This window comes from Pseudopedobacter beijingensis (assembly GCF_042678145.1).
GTDB lineage: Bacteria > Bacteroidota > Bacteroidia > Sphingobacteriales > Sphingobacteriaceae > Pseudopedobacter > Pseudopedobacter beijingensis.
Genome location: NZ_JBHUDG010000050.1, coordinates 23,913 through 44,718, shown reverse-complemented (window position 1 = coordinate 44,718; position 20,806 = coordinate 23,913). Strand labels below are relative to the sequence as shown.

Annotated in this window: 20 protein-coding genes and 1 riboswitch; of the genes, 16 read left to right on the top strand and 4 right to left on the bottom strand. The window is 35.6% G+C overall.

The window, feature by feature from the left end:
• The first annotated feature begins 60 nt into the window (after positions 1 to 60).
• From ACFSAH_RS17785 to ACFSAH_RS17770, 4 genes are all read left to right on the top strand, one after another.
• Entirely contained in the window at positions 61 to 2,277 is a 2,217-nt protein-coding gene (locus tag ACFSAH_RS17785) for an alpha-N-acetylglucosaminidase (protein ID WP_379664095.1), read from the top strand.
• Positions 2,278 to 2,359: 82 nt separating this feature from the next.
• On the top strand, positions 2,360 to 3,454 hold the full coding sequence (locus ACFSAH_RS17780) for an SGNH/GDSL hydrolase family protein (RefSeq protein WP_379664094.1): 1,095 nt from the start codon (positions 2,360 to 2,362) through the stop codon (positions 3,452 to 3,454).
• Between the two features lie 77 nt (positions 3,455 to 3,531).
• Positions 3,532 to 5,043: a carbon-nitrogen hydrolase family protein gene (locus tag ACFSAH_RS17775; protein WP_379664093.1), complete on the top strand. Its 1,512-nt coding sequence runs from the start codon at positions 3,532 to 3,534 to the stop codon at positions 5,041 to 5,043.
• Positions 5,044 to 5,855: 812 nt separating this feature from the next.
• Positions 5,856 to 6,080 carry a hypothetical protein gene (locus ACFSAH_RS17770; RefSeq protein ID WP_379664092.1) on the top strand — a complete coding sequence of 75 codons (225 nt, stop codon included), beginning with the start codon at positions 5,856 to 5,858 and terminating at the stop codon, positions 6,078 to 6,080.
• 235 nt (positions 6,081 to 6,315) lie between these two features.
• Here ACFSAH_RS17770 and ACFSAH_RS17765 read toward each other — a convergent pair whose 3' ends face one another.
• Positions 6,316 to 6,807 (bottom strand): thermonuclease family protein, encoded by a 492-nt coding sequence (locus ACFSAH_RS17765; protein ID WP_379664091.1) that lies wholly within the window; start codon positions 6,805 to 6,807, stop codon positions 6,316 to 6,318.
• Between the two features lie 9 nt (positions 6,808 to 6,816).
• Positions 6,817 to 8,031 (bottom strand): MFS transporter, encoded by a 1,215-nt coding sequence (locus ACFSAH_RS17760; protein ID WP_379664090.1) that lies wholly within the window; start codon positions 8,029 to 8,031, stop codon positions 6,817 to 6,819.
• A gap of 253 nt (positions 8,032 to 8,284) precedes the next feature.
• A riboswitch (TPP riboswitch) is annotated at positions 8,285 to 8,379 on the top strand.
• A gap of 62 nt (positions 8,380 to 8,441) precedes the next feature.
• On the opposite strand from ACFSAH_RS17760, the gene thiS reads away from it, so the two are divergent.
• From thiS to ACFSAH_RS17720, 8 genes are all read left to right on the top strand, one after another.
• A complete protein-coding gene (gene thiS / locus ACFSAH_RS17755; protein WP_379664089.1) occupies positions 8,442 to 8,648 on the top strand; it encodes a sulfur carrier protein ThiS in 207 nt (68 codons plus the stop codon).
• Between the two features lie 17 nt (positions 8,649 to 8,665).
• Positions 8,666 to 10,549: a phosphomethylpyrimidine synthase ThiC gene (gene thiC / locus ACFSAH_RS17750; RefSeq protein WP_379664088.1), complete on the top strand. Its 1,884-nt coding sequence runs from the start codon at positions 8,666 to 8,668 to the stop codon at positions 10,547 to 10,549.
• 4 nt (positions 10,550 to 10,553) lie between these two features.
• The gene (locus tag ACFSAH_RS17745; protein WP_379664087.1) at positions 10,554 to 11,141 is read left to right on the top strand and encodes a thiamine phosphate synthase; all 588 of its coding nucleotides are present in this window, start codon (positions 10,554 to 10,556) and stop codon (positions 11,139 to 11,141) included.
• Complete coding sequence (locus ACFSAH_RS17740; RefSeq protein WP_379664086.1) at positions 11,134 to 11,883, top strand: hydroxymethylpyrimidine/phosphomethylpyrimidine kinase; 750 nt, start codon at positions 11,134 to 11,136, stop codon at positions 11,881 to 11,883. The genes ACFSAH_RS17745 and ACFSAH_RS17740 overlap by 8 nt, the downstream gene beginning before the upstream one ends.
• Positions 11,880 to 12,533 carry a thiamine phosphate synthase gene (locus ACFSAH_RS17735; RefSeq protein WP_379664085.1) on the top strand — a complete coding sequence of 218 codons (654 nt, stop codon included), beginning with the start codon at positions 11,880 to 11,882 and terminating at the stop codon, positions 12,531 to 12,533. Before ACFSAH_RS17740 ends, ACFSAH_RS17735 begins: the two co-directional genes overlap by 4 nt.
• Before the next feature lie 17 nt (positions 12,534 to 12,550).
• A complete protein-coding gene (locus tag ACFSAH_RS17730; RefSeq protein WP_379664084.1) occupies positions 12,551 to 13,315 on the top strand; it encodes a thiazole synthase in 765 nt (254 codons plus the stop codon).
• Positions 13,305 to 14,420, top strand: a complete 1,116-nt coding sequence (thiH, locus tag ACFSAH_RS17725) for a 2-iminoacetate synthase ThiH (protein ID WP_379664083.1) — start codon at positions 13,305 to 13,307, stop codon at positions 14,418 to 14,420. Before ACFSAH_RS17730 ends, thiH begins: the two co-directional genes overlap by 11 nt.
• A gap of 141 nt (positions 14,421 to 14,561) precedes the next feature.
• Complete coding sequence (locus ACFSAH_RS17720) at positions 14,562 to 15,599, top strand: ThiF family adenylyltransferase (RefSeq protein ID WP_379664082.1); 1,038 nt, start codon at positions 14,562 to 14,564, stop codon at positions 15,597 to 15,599.
• 440 nt (positions 15,600 to 16,039) lie between these two features.
• On the opposite strand, the gene ACFSAH_RS17715 is transcribed toward ACFSAH_RS17720, so the two are convergent.
• The gene (locus tag ACFSAH_RS17715) at positions 16,040 to 17,212 is read right to left on the bottom strand and encodes a glycosyltransferase family 2 protein (protein ID WP_379664195.1); all 1,173 of its coding nucleotides are present in this window, start codon (positions 17,210 to 17,212) and stop codon (positions 16,040 to 16,042) included.
• Positions 17,213 to 17,229: 17 nt separating this feature from the next.
• Entirely contained in the window at positions 17,230 to 18,144 is a 915-nt protein-coding gene (locus ACFSAH_RS17710; protein ID WP_379664081.1) for a glycosyltransferase family 2 protein, read from the bottom strand.
• A gap of 42 nt (positions 18,145 to 18,186) precedes the next feature.
• Here ACFSAH_RS17710 and ACFSAH_RS17705 point away from each other — a divergent pair, with 42 nt between their 5' ends.
• Genes ACFSAH_RS17705 through ACFSAH_RS17690 form a run of 4 tightly spaced genes read left to right on the top strand, consistent with a single transcriptional unit; the run spans position 18,187 to position 20,736 of the window.
• The gene (locus tag ACFSAH_RS17705) at positions 18,187 to 18,726 is read left to right on the top strand and encodes a hypothetical protein (RefSeq protein WP_379664080.1); all 540 of its coding nucleotides are present in this window, start codon (positions 18,187 to 18,189) and stop codon (positions 18,724 to 18,726) included.
• 8 nt (positions 18,727 to 18,734) lie between these two features.
• Complete coding sequence (locus ACFSAH_RS17700; RefSeq protein WP_379664079.1) at positions 18,735 to 19,859, top strand: SpoIIE family protein phosphatase; 1,125 nt, start codon at positions 18,735 to 18,737, stop codon at positions 19,857 to 19,859.
• An 8-nt stretch (positions 19,860 to 19,867) separates the two neighbouring features.
• Positions 19,868 to 20,206, top strand: a complete 339-nt coding sequence (locus ACFSAH_RS17695) for an STAS domain-containing protein (protein WP_379664078.1) — start codon at positions 19,868 to 19,870, stop codon at positions 20,204 to 20,206.
• A complete protein-coding gene (locus ACFSAH_RS17690) occupies positions 20,206 to 20,736 on the top strand; it encodes a hypothetical protein (protein WP_379664077.1) in 531 nt (176 codons plus the stop codon). The genes ACFSAH_RS17695 and ACFSAH_RS17690 overlap by 1 nt, the downstream gene beginning before the upstream one ends.
• The last annotated feature ends 70 nt before the right edge of the window (positions 20,737 to 20,806 follow it).

The window sequence follows — 20,806 nt, the reverse complement described above, 5'->3', positions numbered from 1 at the left end:
CAAGCTCAGTGTGACAACGTTAGTACTTTTAGGCACTCTCTTTTTTATTGCAAAAAAATCATGAAGAAATCCTATTTGTTGACACTGTTGCTTGTTAGTAGTGTCTGTTTAAATGCTTTTTCCCAACTGAATGTAGCCGCAGCCAAGAAATTAATTCAGCGCATTGTTCCGCAACATTATCAAAACTTCGAGGTTAAATACCTCCCTAAAACTGGAGAACAGGATCGTTTTGAAATTGAGTCAAAAAATGGAAAAATAGTGCTTTCGGGCAATAACGGCGTTGCCATATCATCTGCCTTAAACTACTATCTGAAAGAGTACTGCAATTTTGAGATTACCTGGAACGGCAGTAATCGTAATATACCTAAGGTTTTACCGGTTATTAAAGAAAAAATCAGTAAATCGAGTCCACACGAATTGAGGTATTATCTAAATTACTGTACTTTCAGCTATTCTATGGCCTGGTGGGATTGGAAACGTTGGGAGGAGGAAATTGACTGGATGGCATTGAACGGAATTAATATGCCTTTGGCTATAACCGGACAAGAAGCTATCTGGCAGAAAGTTTATAAGAGCATGGGCTTTACAGATAAAGACCTGCAGGAGTTTTTTACCGGACCTGCTTACTTTGGCTGGTTTTATATGAATAATATGGATGCCTGGGGCGGCCCGCTTCCACAATCGTGGATAGATTCGCATAAAGACTTACAGAAAAAGATATTGGCTCGTCAAAGAGAATTGGGAATGATTCCTGTTTTACCTGCTTTTACCGGACATGTACCTAAATCGTTTGTAAATAAATTTCCGGAAGCTAAAGTAGACAGTGTAAACTGGCAGGGAAACTTTCCTAATATTTATATGCTGAACCCTAATGATCCTATGTTTTCTAAAATAGGAGAACAGTTTTTAAAAGAGCAAACAAAAGAATACGGGACAGATCATTATTATTCGTCAGATATATTTAATGAATTAAATCCACCATCATCGGATCCTAAATACCTGTATGATATTAGCGAGAAAGTGTATTCGTCTATGAAGAAAGTAGATCCAAAGTCGGTTTGGGTTATGCAGGCCTGGTTATTTGTGAGTGCACATGGTAGAAAATTCTGGACACCGGAGAGAATGCAGGCATTTTTAAAACCTGTCCCTGATGATAAATTGGTTATTTTGGATTTGTACACTGAAAATCGCCCGAGGTGGAAGAATACTGAAGGTTATTACGGAAAAAAATGGGTGTGGAATATGCTGCACAATTTTGGAGGTAATATAGGTCTCTTTGGAAAAGCGCAAATGATTGCCAACGAACCAGCCAGAGTACTTGAAGACCCAATGAAAGGGAATTATAGTGGCATAGGTTTAACCATGGAAGGGATAGAGCAAAACCCTTTTATATACCAATTAATGCTTGATCATGTATGGAATAGCGAACCTATTGAATTGGAAAAATGGACCAATAAATATATTACCAGACGTTATGGAGTATTGGATAATAATGCTGTTAAAGCCTGGGAAATATTGTTAAATACAGTTTATAAAGATAATAATAAAGATCAGGGAGCTCCAGAATCTATACTGAGTGGCAGACCAACATTTGCCCAAAACAGCTATTGGACCTGGACAGATTTGTATTATGATAATCGTGAGTTTGTAAAAGCATGGGACTATTTAATAAAATCTGCAGATAAGCTTAAAAATAGTGATGGTTTTCAATACGATATTGTAGATGTAACCAGACAGGCGATGGTTAACTATGCAACGGCTTTACAAAGACAACTGGCTTATACTTATTATGCCGGCGATATGAATACTTATGAAAAGGAGTCTAAGAGATTTTTAGAACTACTTTCTGATTTAGATCGACTTTTAGCTACCAGAAAAGATTTCTTGTTGGGTGTATGGATAGAGGATGCTAAGAAATGGGCAACTAATAATGCTGAAAGAAAACTTTATGAGTTTAACGCTAAAGACTTAGTTTCTATGTGGGGACATAAAGACATCACTATCAATGATTATTCGGCCAGACAATGGAGTGGTTTAGTAGAAAACTACTATAAATCACGCTGGAAAATATTCTTCGATCAGTCTTTACAAAAGCTAAAAAATAATGAAGCCTGGGATCAGGCAGAATTTGAGAAATATATCAAAGATTGGGAATGGAACTGGGTAAATAAACAGGAGGTTTATTCAACAACAACGAAAGGGAATCCGATTGATGTTGCTAAGGAAATGCATACTAAATATTTTCCGACAATTGCGAAGACTACCATTGTAAAATAAAAAGCATTATTTATATTTATGAAATAAAGCTGCCCGAAAGATTTAATTCTTGGGCAGCTTTTTATTTACCTGAATAAAATTTATGAAAAAGACATTATTATCAAGTTTATTTTTAGTTTGTTTAACACTGCTATCATTTGCTCAAGATACGAAAGAGTTAAACTGGATAGATTTTCAACAAGATAAATCTATTAAGTTACATGGGCAGTTATGGGGAGATCAGGTTAAAGACAGGTTTGACAGGTTGCCCGCATCATACGAAACTAAAGTAAGAAAAGAAGTATGGGGGTTATCAAAGAACTCGGCAGGAATTTATCTCGATTTCCATACTGAGGCAGACAGTATAGTTCTTAAATATAGATATAACGGGAAGGAATCTTTGAAGAATATGACCTCTATTGGTGTTTCGGGAGTAGATCTTTATGCTTATACTAAAGATAAACGCTGGATTTGGGTACGCTGGAAATACGAATCTTTTAAACAGGAAGATATGACCATTAGTTTTGGTGGGTTGAAACCAGATCAGGTTATTAAATACCGTTTATACTTTCCTTTATACAATTCGGTTTCTGATTTTAAAATGGGACTTAGTCAAAACGCCCAGCTAAAGCAACTATCCAATACAGCTAAACCTATTATTGTTTATGGAACTTCCATTGCTCAAGGGGCATCGGCTTCAAGAGCCGGTTTAGCCTGGACGGCATTTTTGGGTAGAAAGGTGAATGCTCCTGTGGTAAATCTTGGTTTTTCGGGAAATGGAAGGCTGGAGAAAGAACTGGTAGACCTGATAGCATCGGAAGAGGCTTCTATTTATGTGATAGATTGCTTGCCAAATCTGGTAGCATTTTCAAATGAAGAAGTGTATCAACGTTTAGTATATGCTTTAAAAACTTTGAGAAGCAAACATCCTAAAACACCAATTGTGTTTACAGAACATGCTGATGCTACTATTGACTTGTTGAATAATGATTCACAGAAAGAGTATCAACGGGTAAATCAAAATTTCAGGAAATTTGTAGCTGAGAATATAACAGGAAAAGATAAAAACGTATATGTGGTTTCTGCTGAATCTATAGGTTTAGGCGTTGATGATACCATAGATGGCATACATCCTTCAGATATGGGGATGAAAAAATATGCTGATGCTTATTTGAAAGTGATTTCGGCAATAAAATAGCCTTACAATCTGATGCGCTGAGAAAACATTTTTAGCGTTTTTCTGTTGCCAATTTTGTAAAATAGATGAATCAAAGAATGGATATAAAAGTTAGGGAGCTTACTAAAAAGGATTATACCGATTTAAAAAAATCGATGCAGGAAGCTTACGATTTAGAAGATGTGGATGTGTGGACCAGAAAAAATATTGTAGATCTGATTGATATTTTTCCTGAAGGACAGCTTTGTGTGGAAGTAAATAATAGTGTAGTAGCCTGTGCGTTATCTATTATTGTAAATTCTAAAAAAATAAACATTTATGATAGTTATTACAAAATTATAGATGACGGAAAGTTTACCAAACACGATGTAGATGGCGATATTCTGTATGGAATAGAAGTATTTGTGCATCCCAAGTACAGAGAGCTGCGGTTAGGTCGCCGTTTGTATGATGCCAGAAAAGAGCTGTGTGAGGAAATGAACCTGAAAAGTATAGTTGCCGGAGGCCGCATACCTAATTACCATAAATATGCTGAAAAGATGAGTACTCGCCAGTATATAGAAAAGGTACGCCGAAAAGAGATTTATGATCCTACTTTAACCTTTCAGTTAGCGAATGATTTTCATGTCAAGAAAATACTGAAAAATTACCTTCCTAATGATGAAGAATCGTTAGAATTTGCCACATTGTTAGAATGGAACAATATTTATTATGATGCTGATTCGCGTTCCATATCACCAGCTAAACAAACTATTCGCTTGGGTTTGATCCAATGGCAGATGCGTTCCTTTGATACCATGCAGGCATTTTATGATCAGGTAGAGTTCTTTGTTGATTCGGTAAGTGATTACGGTACAGATTTTATCTTGTTTCCGGAATTTTTTAATACCCCTTTGATGAGTCCGTTTAATGACTTACCAGAAAGGGAGGCTATGATTAAACTTGCAGGAAATACCAAAGAAATTATTTCTAAAATTCAAACCTTTGCTGTTTCCTATAACGTTAATATTATTGCAGGATCAATGCCTTTATGGGAAAACGAAAAATTATATAATGTTTCTTACCTATGTCATAGGAGCGGGAAATTGGACTCCTATAAAAAAGTGCACATTACACCTAACGAGATGAGGTATTATGGTATGGTAGGAGGTAATGAGGTGAAGGTTTTTGATACAGATTGCGGTAAGGTAGGATTATTGATTTGTTATGATGTAGAGTTTCCTGAATTAAGCAGAATACTTGCCGATCAGGGAATGCAAATCTTATTTGTACCTTTTATGACCGACACTCAAAATGGTTATATGAGAGTGAGGTATTGCGCCCAGGCCAGGGCCATAGAAAACGAATGTTATGTGGCTATAGCAGGATCGGTAGGTAATTTGCCCAGAGTAAACAATATGGATATACAGTATTCGCAGTCGGCAGTTTTTACACCTTCTGATTTTGCTTTTCCAAATAATGCTATTAAAGCAGAAGCCACACCCAATACTGAAATGGTACTTATTGCAGACGTAGATTTATATGCATTGCGTGATTTGCATGAGTATGGCACTGTTAAAACCATGAAAGACAGACGTAAAGATCTGTATGATGTTAAATTGCTTAAATAGGGAATAGGACTTACATTTAGTTGTTAAGTATAGCTATTATTATTTAGGGTTAGGGTACACTAAGTTAGACTTTTAGTGTACCCTGTCTTCATAGGTCTCCAGTGCATCTTTAATGCTTCTTTAACACTTCTCCAACACTTCTTTAAGATGTTTGCAAGCATAAGTATTCTATGTGCTTTATAAACAGATTATTTATTTAATAAAGCTAATATTTAAGTCTGGGACTTGTTTAAACCACTTTTGAATCAATAAATAATACGTTTTATCTAATGTTGTTTGTGTTTAGTATAAATAATACACTAAGCTTAAATTTTTAGTTAGTCTATAGTTGGTGATTGTACGGTAAATTAACGTATGTTTTTTCGCGATACATTGTTTATATATGGAAAAATGTTTTAGTTATGAGTATAGTAGTTAAAGAGCAAGCCAAGTTTGATACAAGGTTTTCTAATGAACAAAAACAATTCTTCGAAAAAGCGACCTATTTAATAGGTGCTTTATAAGCGTGACAGTACAAGAAAAAGAAATTATATAGGCAAAAGAACAGATAATCGCTTCTGAAAGATAGAGTTAAATCTTTTTTGATACCATTATACATCCAAAGAAGCATTAAAAGGTATTTGGGAAGAGTATAAAACATTTGTATTAGACTTAAAGAATGGTTCGGTTTTTAGATAAAAAGCATAATAGACCCATTTTTGATTGTGGCAAAGAGCTTTTAAATCAGTTTTTATCTCTTAGTAGAATGAAATCATAAATCGGAACCATTTTTGTTGTATATAGTATATATCAGTTCATAAAACCTATATATTATGGAAAACAAAAAGCAAGAGGAGTTGGATAAATTAAATAAACGGCACACACCAAATCCCATAGAGACAGATTACGAAGCTAATAAAGAAAATCCAGGCCCTAGTGAGGAGGCTGTAACTCAAAAAAATGATGAAAAAGCAGGGAAACTACAGCCAAAGTTATTGCCTATTATCATTGCTGTTCTATTAATTCTATGGTTTATTTATAGCGTAGTATTTAAATAAAAGAGGAATTTAGTGTTTGAGCAAAATAATCTCGTAATTCTTTTATAATGATAAAAACAGCAGTGTTATGACGAGCGACTAAGTAATCTTAGTTAAAGAATAAATATTACCTGCAGTAACTAAATGGGGTGTTTCAAAAGAAACTGGTCATTTCGGCTACAGCGGAGGGATCTCTTTCAGAAGTACTTCTGAAAGAGATTTTTCTTCGTTGTACTCATCGAAATGAACAATGTTTTTATTTTTGATACAATCCCTTTTTATTTTTTCTAAACTCCCATGGTGCTACAGGATTAGGGTGAGCCCAGAGCCCCAGTTTCAGATTTTTAGCATTGGCCTGTGCCTGTGCAAATTCTTTGGATTTATCGTAGGGAGTATAATGCCATGCTAATCCGGCATTTAATAGCTCCAGATTTATATTTTGATGTTTTTCATTAAAAATAAGACCTACTGTTCTGCCGTATCTGTCTTTATCTTTAACTATGACTTTTACTTGCTGACCAAAGCATAGGTCTGACGTGAACTTTCTGGCAACGCTACCAAAATCCTGTCCTTTTTCAGGGCAATCTATGCCGTATAATCTAACCCTTGTCTGATTATTTCTTTTATCCAGAATAGTAACGGTGTCTCCATCAGCTATACGAATGACTTTACCCTGTAAAATTTGCTGAGCCACAGCAATCCGTAAACTCAATAAAAGTAATAATAAGCTAATCTGTATCTTTTTCAAAGCGTATGTTTAAGGGGTGTCTGATGCTGTACGGTATTTGTAAATAATACTCATTATCAGCACTGAAGCAATAATAAGTATAGTGTAACTGTAGCTTAATTCCGTCTCTCCGGTAGCCGGTAGGAGAGAAACTACCGCATAACTAATCAGCGAAACAATAACGTAGGTAATACCACCGGTTAGGCCACCAGCAATGCCTGCATTCTGGGGAAATCTGGCCAGACAGTAAGAAAAATAATTGTTAAAAGTAAATCCGGCAGAGGTATGTATCAGAAAAGCAAAAAACAATATGGTAAAAACGTTAGAAATATACATGGAACTGATGAGCATGATGATGGCAAAAAATAATTGAAAACCCAGGTTAATGGCCATCTTCTTATAAAAATAAACATGCAGGGTTCCTTTACTGATAAACCCTCCGGTCATCCAGGCTAATCCCAGAAATAGAGAGCTATACCCAACAATTACAGGGCTTAAATGCATGTCATGTTCCAGAATAAAAGGTCCGCTCATATTGTAAACCATAACCATACTGTAGGCTAATCCAAGCATAATAATTCCTAAAGAGAAGGTGCTGGTTTTAATCATGTCTACATAAATACCGGTAATTTTACTGAGTTTAAAATCGCTGTACGCTTTAATAGTTTCGCCACTATATGCCAATTCTAAAAAGAACATGACAAAACCGTACAAAGCCAAGAAATAGAAGTTAGATTCCCAACCAAATGCAGTTTGAAGATAACCACCTAAAAAAGGAGCAACAATAGGTCCGGCAGACCAAATGATGGTGAAAAGGCTCAGGTAATGTTTAAGTTTATCGCCCTGGTAAACATCCACAAAGAAAGCTCTTTTTGCTACAATTATGGCTCCTGTGGTTATACCGTGAATAATTCTCATCAAATAAATAAGATAAATATTGTGAGTAGAGGCAATAACCAAACTCGCCAGTGCAAATATGAGTAAAGATACCAGGCATATCTTGTATCGGCCAAAACTATCAAGAATACTTCCTACAAATAATTGAGAGATTCCATAACTAATCAGAAATAAGCTCAATGTCGCCTGTACGTGGGTATCGCTAAGTTCTAATGATTTAGCCATACTTGGTAATGACGGAATATAAATGTCTGTTGCCAGACCCGATAGCGGGATTAAAATAAATGCTAATAAAGTGGCGACAGACTCATTTTTAGGCTTGCTGGCCTTTAGTTGTGTCGTAGTCATGTTTTGTGTATTGAAAACTGCACCCCGAATAGGTGTCGTAGAATAACAATGGGGCAAATATATTGTGTTATGTTCCGTTTTTTAGAAGAGATTGGTAAATGCAGTTAAATTTTTACAATTGAATGAGGCGGAGGAGTGTATTGGAGTATAAAGGAGAGGCTAAGATTCTGGAAATCTGTAGGCCTTTCTGGAAAGGTTAAATAGGTAATTTTGAATTTAAGTCTTGATATATAAAAATAATGTCTAGCTTTGAAGCAAACTTTAGGGGTGTCCCGTATGCGGGCTGAGATTATACCCTCCGAACCTGATGCAGTTCATACTGCCGAAGGGAAAAGTAGAGAGCTACACCTATAGCTCTGTATAGCAACGTCTGTGCGGTCGTTCCTAAAGTTTTGTAATAACTGTTAGGAATGAAAATTAAAATCAATAATCAGTTTAAAGAAATAGACCAATCGGTTACGGTATTGGCTTTGCTTAAGGAACTTTTTCCTACCATACAAAATTATGGTGTAGCGGTAGCTATTAACCAGCAAATTATTGAAAAGTCGGTTTGGAAAACGGTCTTTATCCAGGAAAACGACGAAATCATGCTTATTAAAGCCACTCAGGGTGGTTAATCTCCATAAAACTTAATATGATGAAAACTCAAGAAAAAGAAACACAGATTATTTCCAGGGAGCCATTTCCAGCATCCCGAAAAATTTATGTCAAAGGACAGTTACATGATATTGATGTCGCTATGCGAGAAATAAGTCTTACCGAAACCAAAGTGCATAACGGTTTTGGTTTGACGGAACCTAACGCTCCTGTTACGGTTTATGACACTAGCGGTCCGTATACTGATCCGGATATTGAAATTGATGTTAAAAAAGGTTTGCCCAGATTGAGGGAATCCTGGATTATAGGACGTGAAGATGTTGAAAGGTTAGCTGATATCAGTTCTGAATATGGTAAACAACGTTTAAATGATTCAAAATTAGATCATTTACGATTTGTAAGGAACACGCAACCATTAAAAGCCAGAATGGGTGCCAATGTTACCCAATTGCATTATGCTAAAAAAGGCATCATTACGCCTGAAATGGAATATATTGCTATTCGGGAAAACCAACGTATAGAGCAGCTGGACGAACTCTTAAATGGAGATCATGCTTATCTGGCAAAACAGCATGCTGGAAACAGCTTTGGAGCCAATACACCTCAAAAGCAGATTACACCCGAATTTGTAAGACAGGAAGTTGCGGCGGGAAGAGCTGTTATTCCATCCAATATTAACCACCCGGAAGCGGAACCGATGATTATTGGTCGAAATTTTCTGGTAAAGATTAATGCCAATATTGGAAATTCGGCAGTAACCTCGTCTATAGAAGAAGAGGTTGAAAAGGCTGTTTGGGCTTGTAGATGGGGTGCAGATACCATTATGGACTTATCTACCGGGAAAAATATACATGAAACCCGTGAATGGATTATTAGAAATTCTCCGGTGCCAATTGGTACAGTGCCCATTTATCAGGCATTAGAAAAGGTAAATGGAAAAGCTGAAGACCTCACCTGGGAATTATTCAGAGATACATTGATAGAGCAGGCTGAGCAAGGTGTAGACTATTTTACCATCCATGCAGGTGTGCTGTTACGTTATATTCCATTAACGGCAAACAGAGTTACCGGAATTGTATCAAGAGGGGGCTCTATTATGGCTAAATGGTGTTTAGCTCATCATCAGGAAAATTTTCTGTATACGCATTTCGAAGAAATATGCCAGATCATGAAAGCTTATGATGTTTCTTTCTCTTTGGGAGATGGATTAAGGCCGGGCTCTTTGGCAGATGCTAATGATGCCGCTCAGTTTGCTGAACTTGAAACTTTGGGCGAGCTGACCAAAATAGCATGGAAACATGATGTACAGACTATTATTGAAGGTCCGGGACACGTTCCTATGCATATGATTAAAGAGAATATGGAAAAACAGCTGGAACATTGCTCAGAAGCTCCTTTTTATACTTTAGGACCTCTAACTACCGATATTGCTCCGGGTTACGATCATATTACCTCGGCAATTGGTGCTGCAATGATAGGCTGGTACGGCACAGCCATGTTATGCTATGTAACTCCAAAAGAACATTTGGGTTTACCTAATAAAAAAGACGTTAAAGATGGTGTAATTACCTATAAAATAGCGGCACATGCGGCAGATTTGGCTAAAGGTCATCCTGGAGCACAGTACAGAGATAATGCCTTAAGTAAAGCTCGTTTTGAGTTCAGATGGGAAGATCAGTTTAATTTGGCTTTAGACCCTGATACGGCCAGAGAGTTTCATGACGAGACTTTACCAGCGGAAGGGGCTAAAATAGCTCATTTCTGTTCGATGTGTGGTCCGCATTTCTGTTCTATGAAAATTACACAGGATGTTAGAGCTTACGCCAAAGAACAGGGGCTTTCTGATCAAGACGCGTTGGAAAACGGAATGGCCGAAAAATCAAAAGAGTTTGCCGCCAAGGGAAGTGAAATTTATTTGTAAATAAGTGAAAATTATAGTGATATCTGATCCGGGTGAAGTGAAAGAAGAAGCTATGTTGGTAAATGAAATGTTTGCCGAAGGACTGTCTGTTTTTCATTTACGTAAGCCCGGATGGGATAAAGCTACTATGGTTGCTTTTTTAAATCAGCTAAATCCCGCTTATATCAATCGGGTGGTTATCCACCAGTTTCGTGAAGTGGCTACAGATTATTCTATAAAAAGACTCCATTTTAAGGAAGCAGAACAAGAAATAGCACTGAAATATATAGACAGTAAAAAAGAGAAACGTTTAATATTAAGCAGTTCTGTACATGATTTACAGCAAATAGCTTCAGACTTTTTATTTGATTACCAATTTGTAAGTCCCGTTTTTTCCAGTATATCCAAAAAAGGATATTTCTCAAATGTATTGGATAATAATGATTTATATACTTTGTGTAAAAGTAATTGTTTGGTTGCTCTTGGAGGAATAAATGATACCAATTTGTCAGAGCTGAAAAGTTATGGGTTTTATGGTGCCGCATTCTTAGGTTTTATCTGGATGACGGGTGATGATCCATTGAGACAATTTAAAAAGATAAAAAATGGATAGAGCACAGGTTTTGGTGATAGCTGGTTTTGATCCTACGGGAGGAGCAGGTATTCTGGCAGATATAAAAACAATGGAAAATCTGGGTGTTTACGCTTATGGCGTTCCTTCAGCATGGACTATTCAGAACTCTGTTAAAGTGTTTAAATCACATTGGTTGTCTTTTCAGGAGATGAAGGACCAATTGGAAGTACTTTTTGAGGAGACGGATTTTAAAGTATGTAAAATTGGTATAGTGGAAAACATAGGTGTATTGCATGAACTGGTAGATTATTTAAAACTTAATAAGAGTACAATAAAGATAATTTTAGATCCGATTTTACAAAGTAGCTCTGGTTATAATTTTCATCAGGATATAGATCAGAATAGCTGGGAACATCTTCTTCAAAAACTTTATATGATAACTCCTAACTATAATGAAATGTTGAAGTTAAGTTTAGGTTATGAAGTAGAAGAAATAGCAAAACAATGGTCGGCATACTGCCATTTATTATTAAAAGGCGGGCATCATCCTCAGGAAAAAGGGACAGATTATTTATTTAGCAAAGGACAGTATACTAAAATCTGTGGGCAGGATCAGATTTTGTCTGCCAAACATGGGTCGGGCTGTGTGTTATCGTCGGCCATAGCAGCTTTTGTGGCTCAGGGAAACGATTTGTTAACTGCCTGTACTCATGGAAAAGATTATATAGAACGTTTTTTAAACAGTAATGCTACGGCATTAGGTTATCACTCAGGAAGATGATTTCTCAAATTCAATACATTTCACAAGCCGATCGTTCTGGCTCGCATATCAGAAACATCAAAAGAGCTTTAGATGCAGGTTGCGATTGGATACAACTCAGGATTAAAGAACAGTCATTGGATTTTGTTCGTTCAGAAGCAGCTTTTGCAAAGGTAGAATGTGAGAAGTATGGAGCTCGTTTACTGATCAACGATTATATCCACATTGCTAAAGAAATGGACGCAGACGGGGTTCATTTGGGACTTACTGATGATAAGATTTCATTAGCCAGGGAAATACTGGGAGTACAGAAACTGATAGGGGGAACGGCAAATACCTTAGAGGATGTAATATTGAGGCATACAGAAGGCGTTGATTATGTAGGTTTGGGGCCTTATGCTTTTACAGCTACAAAAGCAAAATTGAGTCCGATATTAGGTTTAGAAGGCTATCGCAAAATATTAATCGGACTTCAGCAAGCACAAGTGAAAACACCAATTATAGCTATAGGTGGGCTAGATGAAGCAGCGGTGAAGCCTTTGTTGGAACTTGGAATACACGGTTTTGCTATTTCCGGATTGCTGAATACAAGTGAGTCCCCGGTTAGTCTAATCTCAGAGATATATCATACGATTAATGATTACCAGAAAAATAGAGTTTTTGAAGTTTAACTTTTGAATTTTTCAAGATGCAGATAGCAGATAAAATATTTGGTTCCCGGTTATTTATGGGTACCGGGAAGTTTAGCTCTAACCAATTGATGCAGGAGGCCATTTTGGCGTCGGAATCAGAGTTGGTAACAGTAGCACTTAAAAGGGTGGATTTTGATAAAAATGAAGAGGATATTTTGCAATATGTAAAACATCCGGGAATTAATATTCTGCCCAATACGTCTGGTGTAAGAACCGCTAAAGAAGCTGTGTTTGTGGCACAGATGGCTTGTGAAGCTTTAGAAACGGATTGGGTAAAGCTGGAGATCCACCCGGATCCCAAATACTTAATGCCCGACCCGATAGAAACCCTACAAGCTACCGAAGAATTGGCTAAGCTGGGCTTTAAGGTGTTGCCTTACATTCATGCCGACCCGGTTTTATGTAAAAGGCTGGAAGATGCGGGAACCAGTGCAGTTATGCCATTGGGTGCACCTATAGGTAGTAACAAGGGATTGAAAACATTTGATTTTCTGGAGATTATTATAGCACAAAGTGTGGTTCCTGTTATAGTAGATGCAGGAATTGGTGCGCCTTCACATGCCGCATTGGCTATGGAAATGGGGGCCGATGCTGTTTTGGTGAATACTGCTATAGCTGTAGCGGGAAATCCGGTTAAAATGGCTGTAGCCTTTAAAATGGCTGTAGAGAGTGGAAGAATGGCTTACGAAGCCAAATTGGGTAATATAAGTTCAAAAGCTGTAGCAAGTAGTCCTTTAACCGCTTTTTTAGATGAACAATAGTTTTGCAAATATATTTACTCAATATAGTTGGGAAGATGTAAAAGCTTCTATCTATGCTAAAAACCATATTGATGTTGAAGAGGCTTTACATAAAGATAAACGGACATTAGAAGATTTTAAGGCTTTAATATCACCGGCTGCTCTCCAATACCTGGAGCCTCTGGCACAGTTGAGTAAAAGCATTACCCAAAAACGCTTTGGTAAAACTATACAGATGTATATTCCGCTTTATCTTTCTAATGAGTGTAATAACATTTGTACTTATTGCGGTTTTAGTTTAGATAATAAAATTAAACGCCGGACGCTGAATCCTATGGAGATTATGCAAGAAGTTAGCGTAATTAAAGAACTGGGGTATGATCATGTTTTACTAGTTACCGGAGAAGCAAACCAAACTGTAGGTGTTGATTATTTTAAACGTACTCTGGAATTAATAAGGCCGCATTTTTCTCATATATCTATGGAAGTGCAACCGTTAGATCAGGAAGATTATGAAGAATTAATTCCTTTGGGTTTAAATACAGTACTGGTTTATCAGGAAACCTATCATCAGGAAGATTATAAAAAACATCATCCTAAAGGTAAAAAATCTAATTTTTTGTACAGACTGGAAACTCCTGACAGATTGGGAAGGGCAGGCATACATAAAATGGGCTTGGGGGTTTTAATTGGATTGGAGGATTGGCGAACTGATAACTTTTTTACTGCACTGCATTTGCAATATCTGGAAAAGAACTATTGGAAAACAAAATATAGTTTGTCTTTTCCGAGATTACGACCTTTTAGTGGGGGTTTAGAACCTAAAGTAGAAATGTCTGATAAAGAGTTGGTGCAACTTATTTGCGCTTACAGGATATTTAATGAGGAAGTAGAACTGTCTATCTCTACCCGGGAATCGGAGAAGTTCAGAAATCATATTGTGAATTTAGGGATTACCTCTATGAGTGCAGGATCAAAGACTAATCCTGGTGGTTACTGTTCGGATACCACATCATTAGAGCAGTTCGAAATTTCTGATGAACGGTCGCCTAAGGAAATAGCTAAAGTAATAGCATCACAGGGATATGAACCGGTTTGGAAAGATTGGGATAAAGTAATGGGGTAGAAAGTTTGTGGCTTTATATAGTCCATTGTCTATAGTCGATAGACCATAGTTTATTGTTTTTTAAATCCAAGATTCTATAAGTTCATCATTCATAGTTTTATATAGTTCATTGTCCATAGTTTGTACACAATAGATATTCAGATGCAAGCATTAACAAAAGATGAAATAGCCCGGTATTCGAGACAGTTGATTTTGGATGGATTTGGGCTTGAAGCACAGCTGAAACTGAAAGCGTCAAAAGTATTATTTATAGGTGCAGGTGGTTTAGGCTGTCCGGCAATGCTTTATCTGGCATCTGCGGGTGTTGGTCATATTGCTGTTATAGATTTTGATAAGGTGGAAGTAAGTAATCTGCATCGTCAGATTCTATATACTCCTGCGGATATAGGCAGGTATAAAGCTGAGGTGGCAGTAGAAAAACTTAGGTTATTGAATCCTTTGTCCGTATTTGAAGCTATTGTAGATAAGCTGACTATTGATAATGCAAAGAATATATTTGCTGGTTTTGATTTGATTTTAGATGGATCGGATAATTTTACTACCCGCTATCTGGTGAATGATATATGCGTAAGTTTAGGTAAAACCTGGGTTTCGGCATCTCTTTTTAAGTTTGAAGGACAACTTGCGGTTTTTAATTATAAGGGAAGTCGTATCTATAGAGATTTGTATCCTGAAGCTCCGGACAAAAATACGGTACCCAATTGCTCTGAAATTGGTGTTTTGGGTGTTTTGCCTGGAATTATGGGAACAATGATGGCTAATGAAGCCATCAAGATTATCACCGGAACAGGAGAGGTTTTGTCGGATAAACTTTTGGTTTACGATGCTTTAACTGCTGATCACAAGATTTTTACATTTGCAAAAAAGGAGAGAAAAGATTTAGATTTGCCAAAAAAAAATACTGTAGTGGAAGTAGATATTGTAGAAATCGAGAAACCTAACCATCCATATTTTCTGATAGATGTGAGAGAGGAATGGGAATTTGAAGATTACAATAAAGGTGGTGTAAATATACCTTTAAGTACTATACCTGATAAACTTGATAGTTTAGAGAATGTCAATAATATTATTTGTTGTTGCAGCTATGGAGGGAAAAGCAAAATTGCAGCTAAACTCATTAAGGATAAATATCCTGAAAAAATAGTTTATAGTGTTAAAGATGGGATAGAGGTTAATTGAGCTTATGACCTGCATTCAGATTCTTGATTTATTGAGGCTTAGTGTATTTTTCTGTTGAAAAAGTGTTTTTTTATACCTTGTTTAAATGCTGTAGACGCAGTTTTTTAATAGAACTTTTTGGTTCATCGCTATAGTGTAGCTCCAATATAGCTCCAATCAAACTATAGCAAAGGGGGCTTAGTGTATTTTTGGTTAAATAACTGAGTGTGTATTTTAACTGCTTGCAGAGGATTTCACCCCAAATAGGTATTTCTAAAATCCTTCGTTATTTTTCCATAATAGGAGGAGCAGAGTATCCAAAAAGTATTTCCTTTGTCAGGCCGATCTCTTAGGATAAACTCAATCGAAGTCTATTCAGGATTATTTAGAGATACATTTCCACTCCGTTACTATTGATGAATTTTACTGATTTGATACAGGTATCATATTCATTTGTACTTTTATTTTCTTCTGGATTTTTCCCAGGCGGCAGATTGTTTTCCTTTAAAATATCTAACTGTACCGGCTAATGCAGCATAATTCATCAGAACAAAATAATAAGGGATAAAAAATATTTTCAGCTTTACTTTTCTTTGTTCCAGTAACCATCCCAAAGCTGCTAAAAGATAAAAAGCAATTTGCAGGTACATCAAAATATTATAAATACTTGAGTCTGGATATTGCTTAGTCAGGTATATATTCATAAAGAAAGCGACTATCATTAAGGTAGGAGTTACAGCCCAACGAAGTACTTTATGACTAATATATTGAAAAGTAAGCACAGGATTATTGAATGGATTGGCTGCTTTTTTTAACCTTAGGATGGATTGTATACCACCGGCCGAAATCCTTATTTTTCTTTTTAATTCCTCGGCCGAATTTTCTGATGCGTTTTCTACAGCATAGGCATTGGGTTCATAAGCAATAATATAGCCCTTTTCGGCAATGCGCATGGCAATCATATGGTCATCAATAATAGTATCACTTTCTACATCTTCATAAAGAGAAGTTCTGATGCTGAACAGTTCGCCTGCAGCAGCAACATTCGAATAAAGCTCGTAATCCCATTTTTTTAGTTTGGATTCGTATTTCCAGTAAAAACCTTCTCCGGCCGAACTTGCGTCAGCCTGCTCAGCCATATTTATTCTTTTTTCTCCGGCAACGGCACCTACTTTAGGGTTATTGTAATGCTTTACCAATTCTTTAATTGCTGTTTTATTCAGGTAAGTATTGGCGTCTGTAAAAACAATAATTTCCGATTTTACATAAGGAATGGCTCTTTTTATAGCCGCCATTTTCCCTGCTCTTTCATTTTTATGCAGTAGGGTAATCTCGGGGTGATTGGCTATAATTTCGGGAGTTTTGTCAGAAGATCCATCGGTTACAAACATAATTTGCAACTTGTTATCTTCATATTCAAGTTCCAGGCAGTTTTTTATCTTTTCTTCTATAAAATCTTGCTCATTAAATGCTGCAATCATTAAAGTAACCGTGGGTAAATACCCGTTGTTATTTATTATACGAGGCTTGTTTACAAAAAATGCCTTTAATTTTACAAGAGCATATAAGAAAATGCCATAGCCTAAGAAGGCGTAAAAGATGATAAATAAAAAGATCCAGAATAATATTTCTATCATAAATTTTAATGTCACTATAAAGGGATTTTATAACCTAGTTTTGTACTGCTTTTAAAGTGAGAAAAGTTCCAGAATAATCCTTTAATAACCATTTTAGCTAAATCTTTTCTGCCCGATTTGATGTGTTTTACAATCATTTTGGGGCAAGCTATTAAAGAATAATAAACAGAAAATAATAATGTATTTAAAAATCCGGTATTACGACGGATAAAAAGCATACGATTTCGGGTGAAAAAATAAGTCTTTAAAGGACTTTCTTTGCCTACGCTAACAGATTCTTTATGGAAAATATGGGTCTTGCCACAAAACCAAATCTCTTTACCTATACGTTTAAATTTTTCGCACCAGTCCAATTCCTCATAATAAAGAAAATAGCTTTCGTCCATTAAACCTGCTTTTAAAAGATCGCTTTTACGACACATAACAGCTGCTCCGTGACAATAACCTGTTTTTACCGTATGATTGTATTGCCCATTATTAATTTCAAATTGTCCTATACATTCATTTCTGCCTGTTAAATAATTCATAGGAGTGAAACCTGCATATTGTACAAGGTTTTTTCTGTCAAAATATAATAACAAAGGAGAAATTAGGCCTATGTGTTGATTTTTTTCTAATTCGGAAGTTAACGTTTCCAAACAGCCTTTTACTATTTCGGTATCGTTATTCACCAAGAATACAAAATCTCCAGATGCTATTTTAATACCCAAATTATTACCTCCGGCAAAACCTAAATTGACATCTGAACGTATAAAAATTATATCAGGAAAAAGTGACTTAAAAGTAGATTCATGATTAACTTTGCTGCCGTTGTCAATAACAATGATTTCAAGGTCAAAATTATTGTAATGCAATAACAGAGAGTTTAAAAGCTCAATAGTTACTTCGGGTTGATTAAAATTTACGGTTATTATAGATATAAAAGCCATTTATAGAAGCAGAGGAAAAATTTAAATCAAAATAACAAGATTTTGTTCAAAGAAAAAAACATATCATCACAGATCAGAGAATTCGAAGACTTAGAAAAGCAAAATCTTAGTTTAGACAGTAAATTAGATGAGCTTTTAAAGCTGCTTGATAATAGTGAGTTAGATTCGGATCGTATTAAACACATACAAAATAAATTCAACGCAGTTGTTGAAAAAAAGTTAAGCCAAGATGAAGCAATTTCTGAAATAAAAGAAATTAGCTTACAAAATATAGACCAATTAGATAAACTGAACCGGTTAGAGGTGCTGTTGAATAATAATTATATAGACTCTAAGCAGGCCAAAGGAATTAAAAGGAAAGAACTTTTAGGTAAAGCGATGCAAATTCTAATAGGTTTCTTAATGGTAACATTGGGTTTTGCGATGGTAATATTGCCGGCTCCGCCTTATTTTGAAATGTTTACCATATTTCATTTCACCTATGATGATGGCTTTACGCTTATGGATTTGATATCTTTAATAATTATTGCCACCGGAATTTATCTTATTATAAAATCTTATTATAAATTTAGCAAAGAATAACTAAAAAATTGAGCAACAAAATACTCTTGGTTGATGATGAGATTTTTCAATTAAAGTTAATTGAGAAACTGTTGAAGTCTAATGGATATACCTGTAAAACGGCAACTTCTGTTAGGCAGGCAGAAGCTATTTTAAAGAATTTTACGCCAGATATGATTATATCTGACTATGATATGCCTGAAGTAAACGGCTTTGTATTTAGAGAAAAGTTGTTGGAAAATGAAAGTGTAAAAGATGTTCCTTTTATATTTCTAACTTCTTTTAATAATGACGATTTGATACAGAGAGGTCTGGATTTAAAAGCGTTGGATTATATTCCCAAAAATGTTCCGCCGTCACAATTGATTGCAAAGATCAATAATATTATGAAAGCGGCTCAGGAGCAATATCAAAAATCATTAGCAGAGCTGAGGAAGGTTGCTGAAAAGCTGAATTTAAAAAACATTCCGTACACAGCGCCACAACTGCAACATTTTGAACTGAACTTTTTTAATCAATCTTATCAAAATCATCCGGGAGGAGATTTTATTGATTTTATAAAGATAGATGATAGGTACACTTTTGTGGTGTTGGGAGATGTTATGGGGAAAAAATGGGGCGCCTGGTTTTTCTCGTTTAGTTTCCTCAGTTATATCAGATCTGCAATTAGGTTATGTGTGTTTGAGGGAAGTATTTCGTTGAGTGAAATCCTGTCTAAAATAAATAAAGTTATTTTTCATGATGACTTTTTTGAAGATGTTTTTTCTACGCTGAGTATTTTGATATTGGATGATGAAAAAGGTACGATAGATTATAGTGGAGCAGGGGATTTACCAGTTTATAAATATAATAAAGATAAAAAAGAACTGAGTTCGTTCCGTTCAAGAGGCTTATTGTTAGGTTTTTTTGAAGATGGAAATTATGATGAGCAACAAATACAGGTTACTGAAGGAGATGAGGTTTTTGTGATTTCGGATGGACTGATTGATTTTGAGGTGAACGGAAAAAATAAATCGGATATTAAAATGTTCGAAAATAAATTATTGGATTTAAAAAGGAGAGAAGTAGGGTTTGAAGAATTAAAAAACACATTGATTAATAAGCATGAAACGCAAATAGATGATTGCAGTTTTATCGTTATAAAAAGAAAATAAAGTACATAATGAAATTAAAAGAAACCGAATTAAGTAACGGGGTTACGATAATAGGAATTGAAGAAAGAGACGCTAATTTATCTGTTGCTGATGAGTTTAAAGTACAGATCCTTGAAAAGATAGCAGCAGGAAAACATAAGTTTGTTTTTTCTTTTAAGAAAGTGACCTATGTTGATAGTTCTTTTTTGGGGGCTTTAGTCTCTATCCTTAAAAGTCTTCTTCCGGTGGGTGGTAAGGTGGTTCTTGTCGATGTTAACTCTAATATCCAGAGTTTATTCGAAATTACCAGGTTGGATAAAGTTTTTGTTATTGAAAACTCATTAGAACATGCACAAGCACATTTTTGATGAATAAACAAGCGCCATATCGTCTGGAGTATAAGATTCCGAAAGAACCTAAGGATATCAGAAAACTCCTAGATACCATTGTGGAGGATATTTCCAAGGAATTTATATTAATTCCTTTGGTATCAAATAAAGTCAGGTTTATTATGACGGAGCTATGTACCAATTATATTAAGCATGTTAATGTTAGGGATGGTAAATTTAGTATAGAAGCTTATGATAAGAATTTTATAAAAATTACAGGCCATTACGGTCAACATTCATTTAAACCGGTTCTTGAAGAAAAAATAACATTTGATCAGCTCAATAATATTACTGAGATATTTTTTACCGAGACGAACAACCATTATATAGAAGTTTTAGCAAAAAACAAGATCCGGTTTTTAGATCCTTTAAAATTAGGATTGCATAGCGAAAGTTTAAAAGATCATTTCGGGTTACATATTATTACTATTTGCTCAGAAGAGTTTTATTTTGAATTTGATGAGTATGGAGAATCAGAACAGTTTACAGTAATTATAAAATGTGTGTAAAAAAAATCCCATCAATTTAATGGCGGGTAAATAATTCCTCATATTTGTATATTGGGAATATATGAAAAAA

Excerpts from the sequence above, each read along its gene's own strand:
- ACFSAH_RS17785 (WP_379664095.1), top strand. The coding sequence starts at position 61 with ATGAAGAAATCCTATTTGTTGACACTGTTGCTTGTTAGTAGTGTCTGT.
- ACFSAH_RS17780 (WP_379664094.1), top strand. The coding sequence starts at position 2,360 with ATGAAAAAGACATTATTATCAAGTTTATTTTTAGTTTGTTTAACACTG.
- ACFSAH_RS17775 (WP_379664093.1), top strand. The coding sequence starts at position 3,532 with ATGGATATAAAAGTTAGGGAGCTTACTAAAAAGGATTATACCGATTTA.
- ACFSAH_RS17770 (WP_379664092.1), top strand. The coding sequence starts at position 5,856 with ATGGAAAACAAAAAGCAAGAGGAGTTGGATAAATTAAATAAACGGCAC.
- ACFSAH_RS17760 (WP_379664090.1), bottom strand. The coding sequence starts at position 8,031 with ATGACTACGACACAACTAAAGGCCAGCAAGCCTAAAAATGAGTCTGTC.
- thiS (WP_379664089.1), top strand. The coding sequence starts at position 8,442 with ATGAAAATTAAAATCAATAATCAGTTTAAAGAAATAGACCAATCGGTT.
- thiC (WP_379664088.1), top strand. The coding sequence starts at position 8,666 with ATGATGAAAACTCAAGAAAAAGAAACACAGATTATTTCCAGGGAGCCA.
- ACFSAH_RS17740 (WP_379664086.1), top strand. The coding sequence starts at position 11,134 with ATGGATAGAGCACAGGTTTTGGTGATAGCTGGTTTTGATCCTACGGGA.
- ACFSAH_RS17735 (WP_379664085.1), top strand. The coding sequence starts at position 11,880 with ATGATTTCTCAAATTCAATACATTTCACAAGCCGATCGTTCTGGCTCG.
- ACFSAH_RS17730 (WP_379664084.1), top strand. The coding sequence starts at position 12,551 with ATGCAGATAGCAGATAAAATATTTGGTTCCCGGTTATTTATGGGTACC.
- thiH (WP_379664083.1), top strand. The coding sequence starts at position 13,305 with ATGAACAATAGTTTTGCAAATATATTTACTCAATATAGTTGGGAAGAT.
- ACFSAH_RS17720 (WP_379664082.1), top strand. The coding sequence starts at position 14,562 with ATGCAAGCATTAACAAAAGATGAAATAGCCCGGTATTCGAGACAGTTG.
- ACFSAH_RS17710 (WP_379664081.1), bottom strand. The coding sequence starts at position 18,144 with ATGGCTTTTATATCTATAATAACCGTAAATTTTAATCAACCCGAAGTA.
- ACFSAH_RS17695 (WP_379664078.1), top strand. The coding sequence starts at position 19,868 with ATGAAATTAAAAGAAACCGAATTAAGTAACGGGGTTACGATAATAGGA.
- ACFSAH_RS17690 (WP_379664077.1), top strand. The coding sequence starts at position 20,206 with ATGAATAAACAAGCGCCATATCGTCTGGAGTATAAGATTCCGAAAGAA.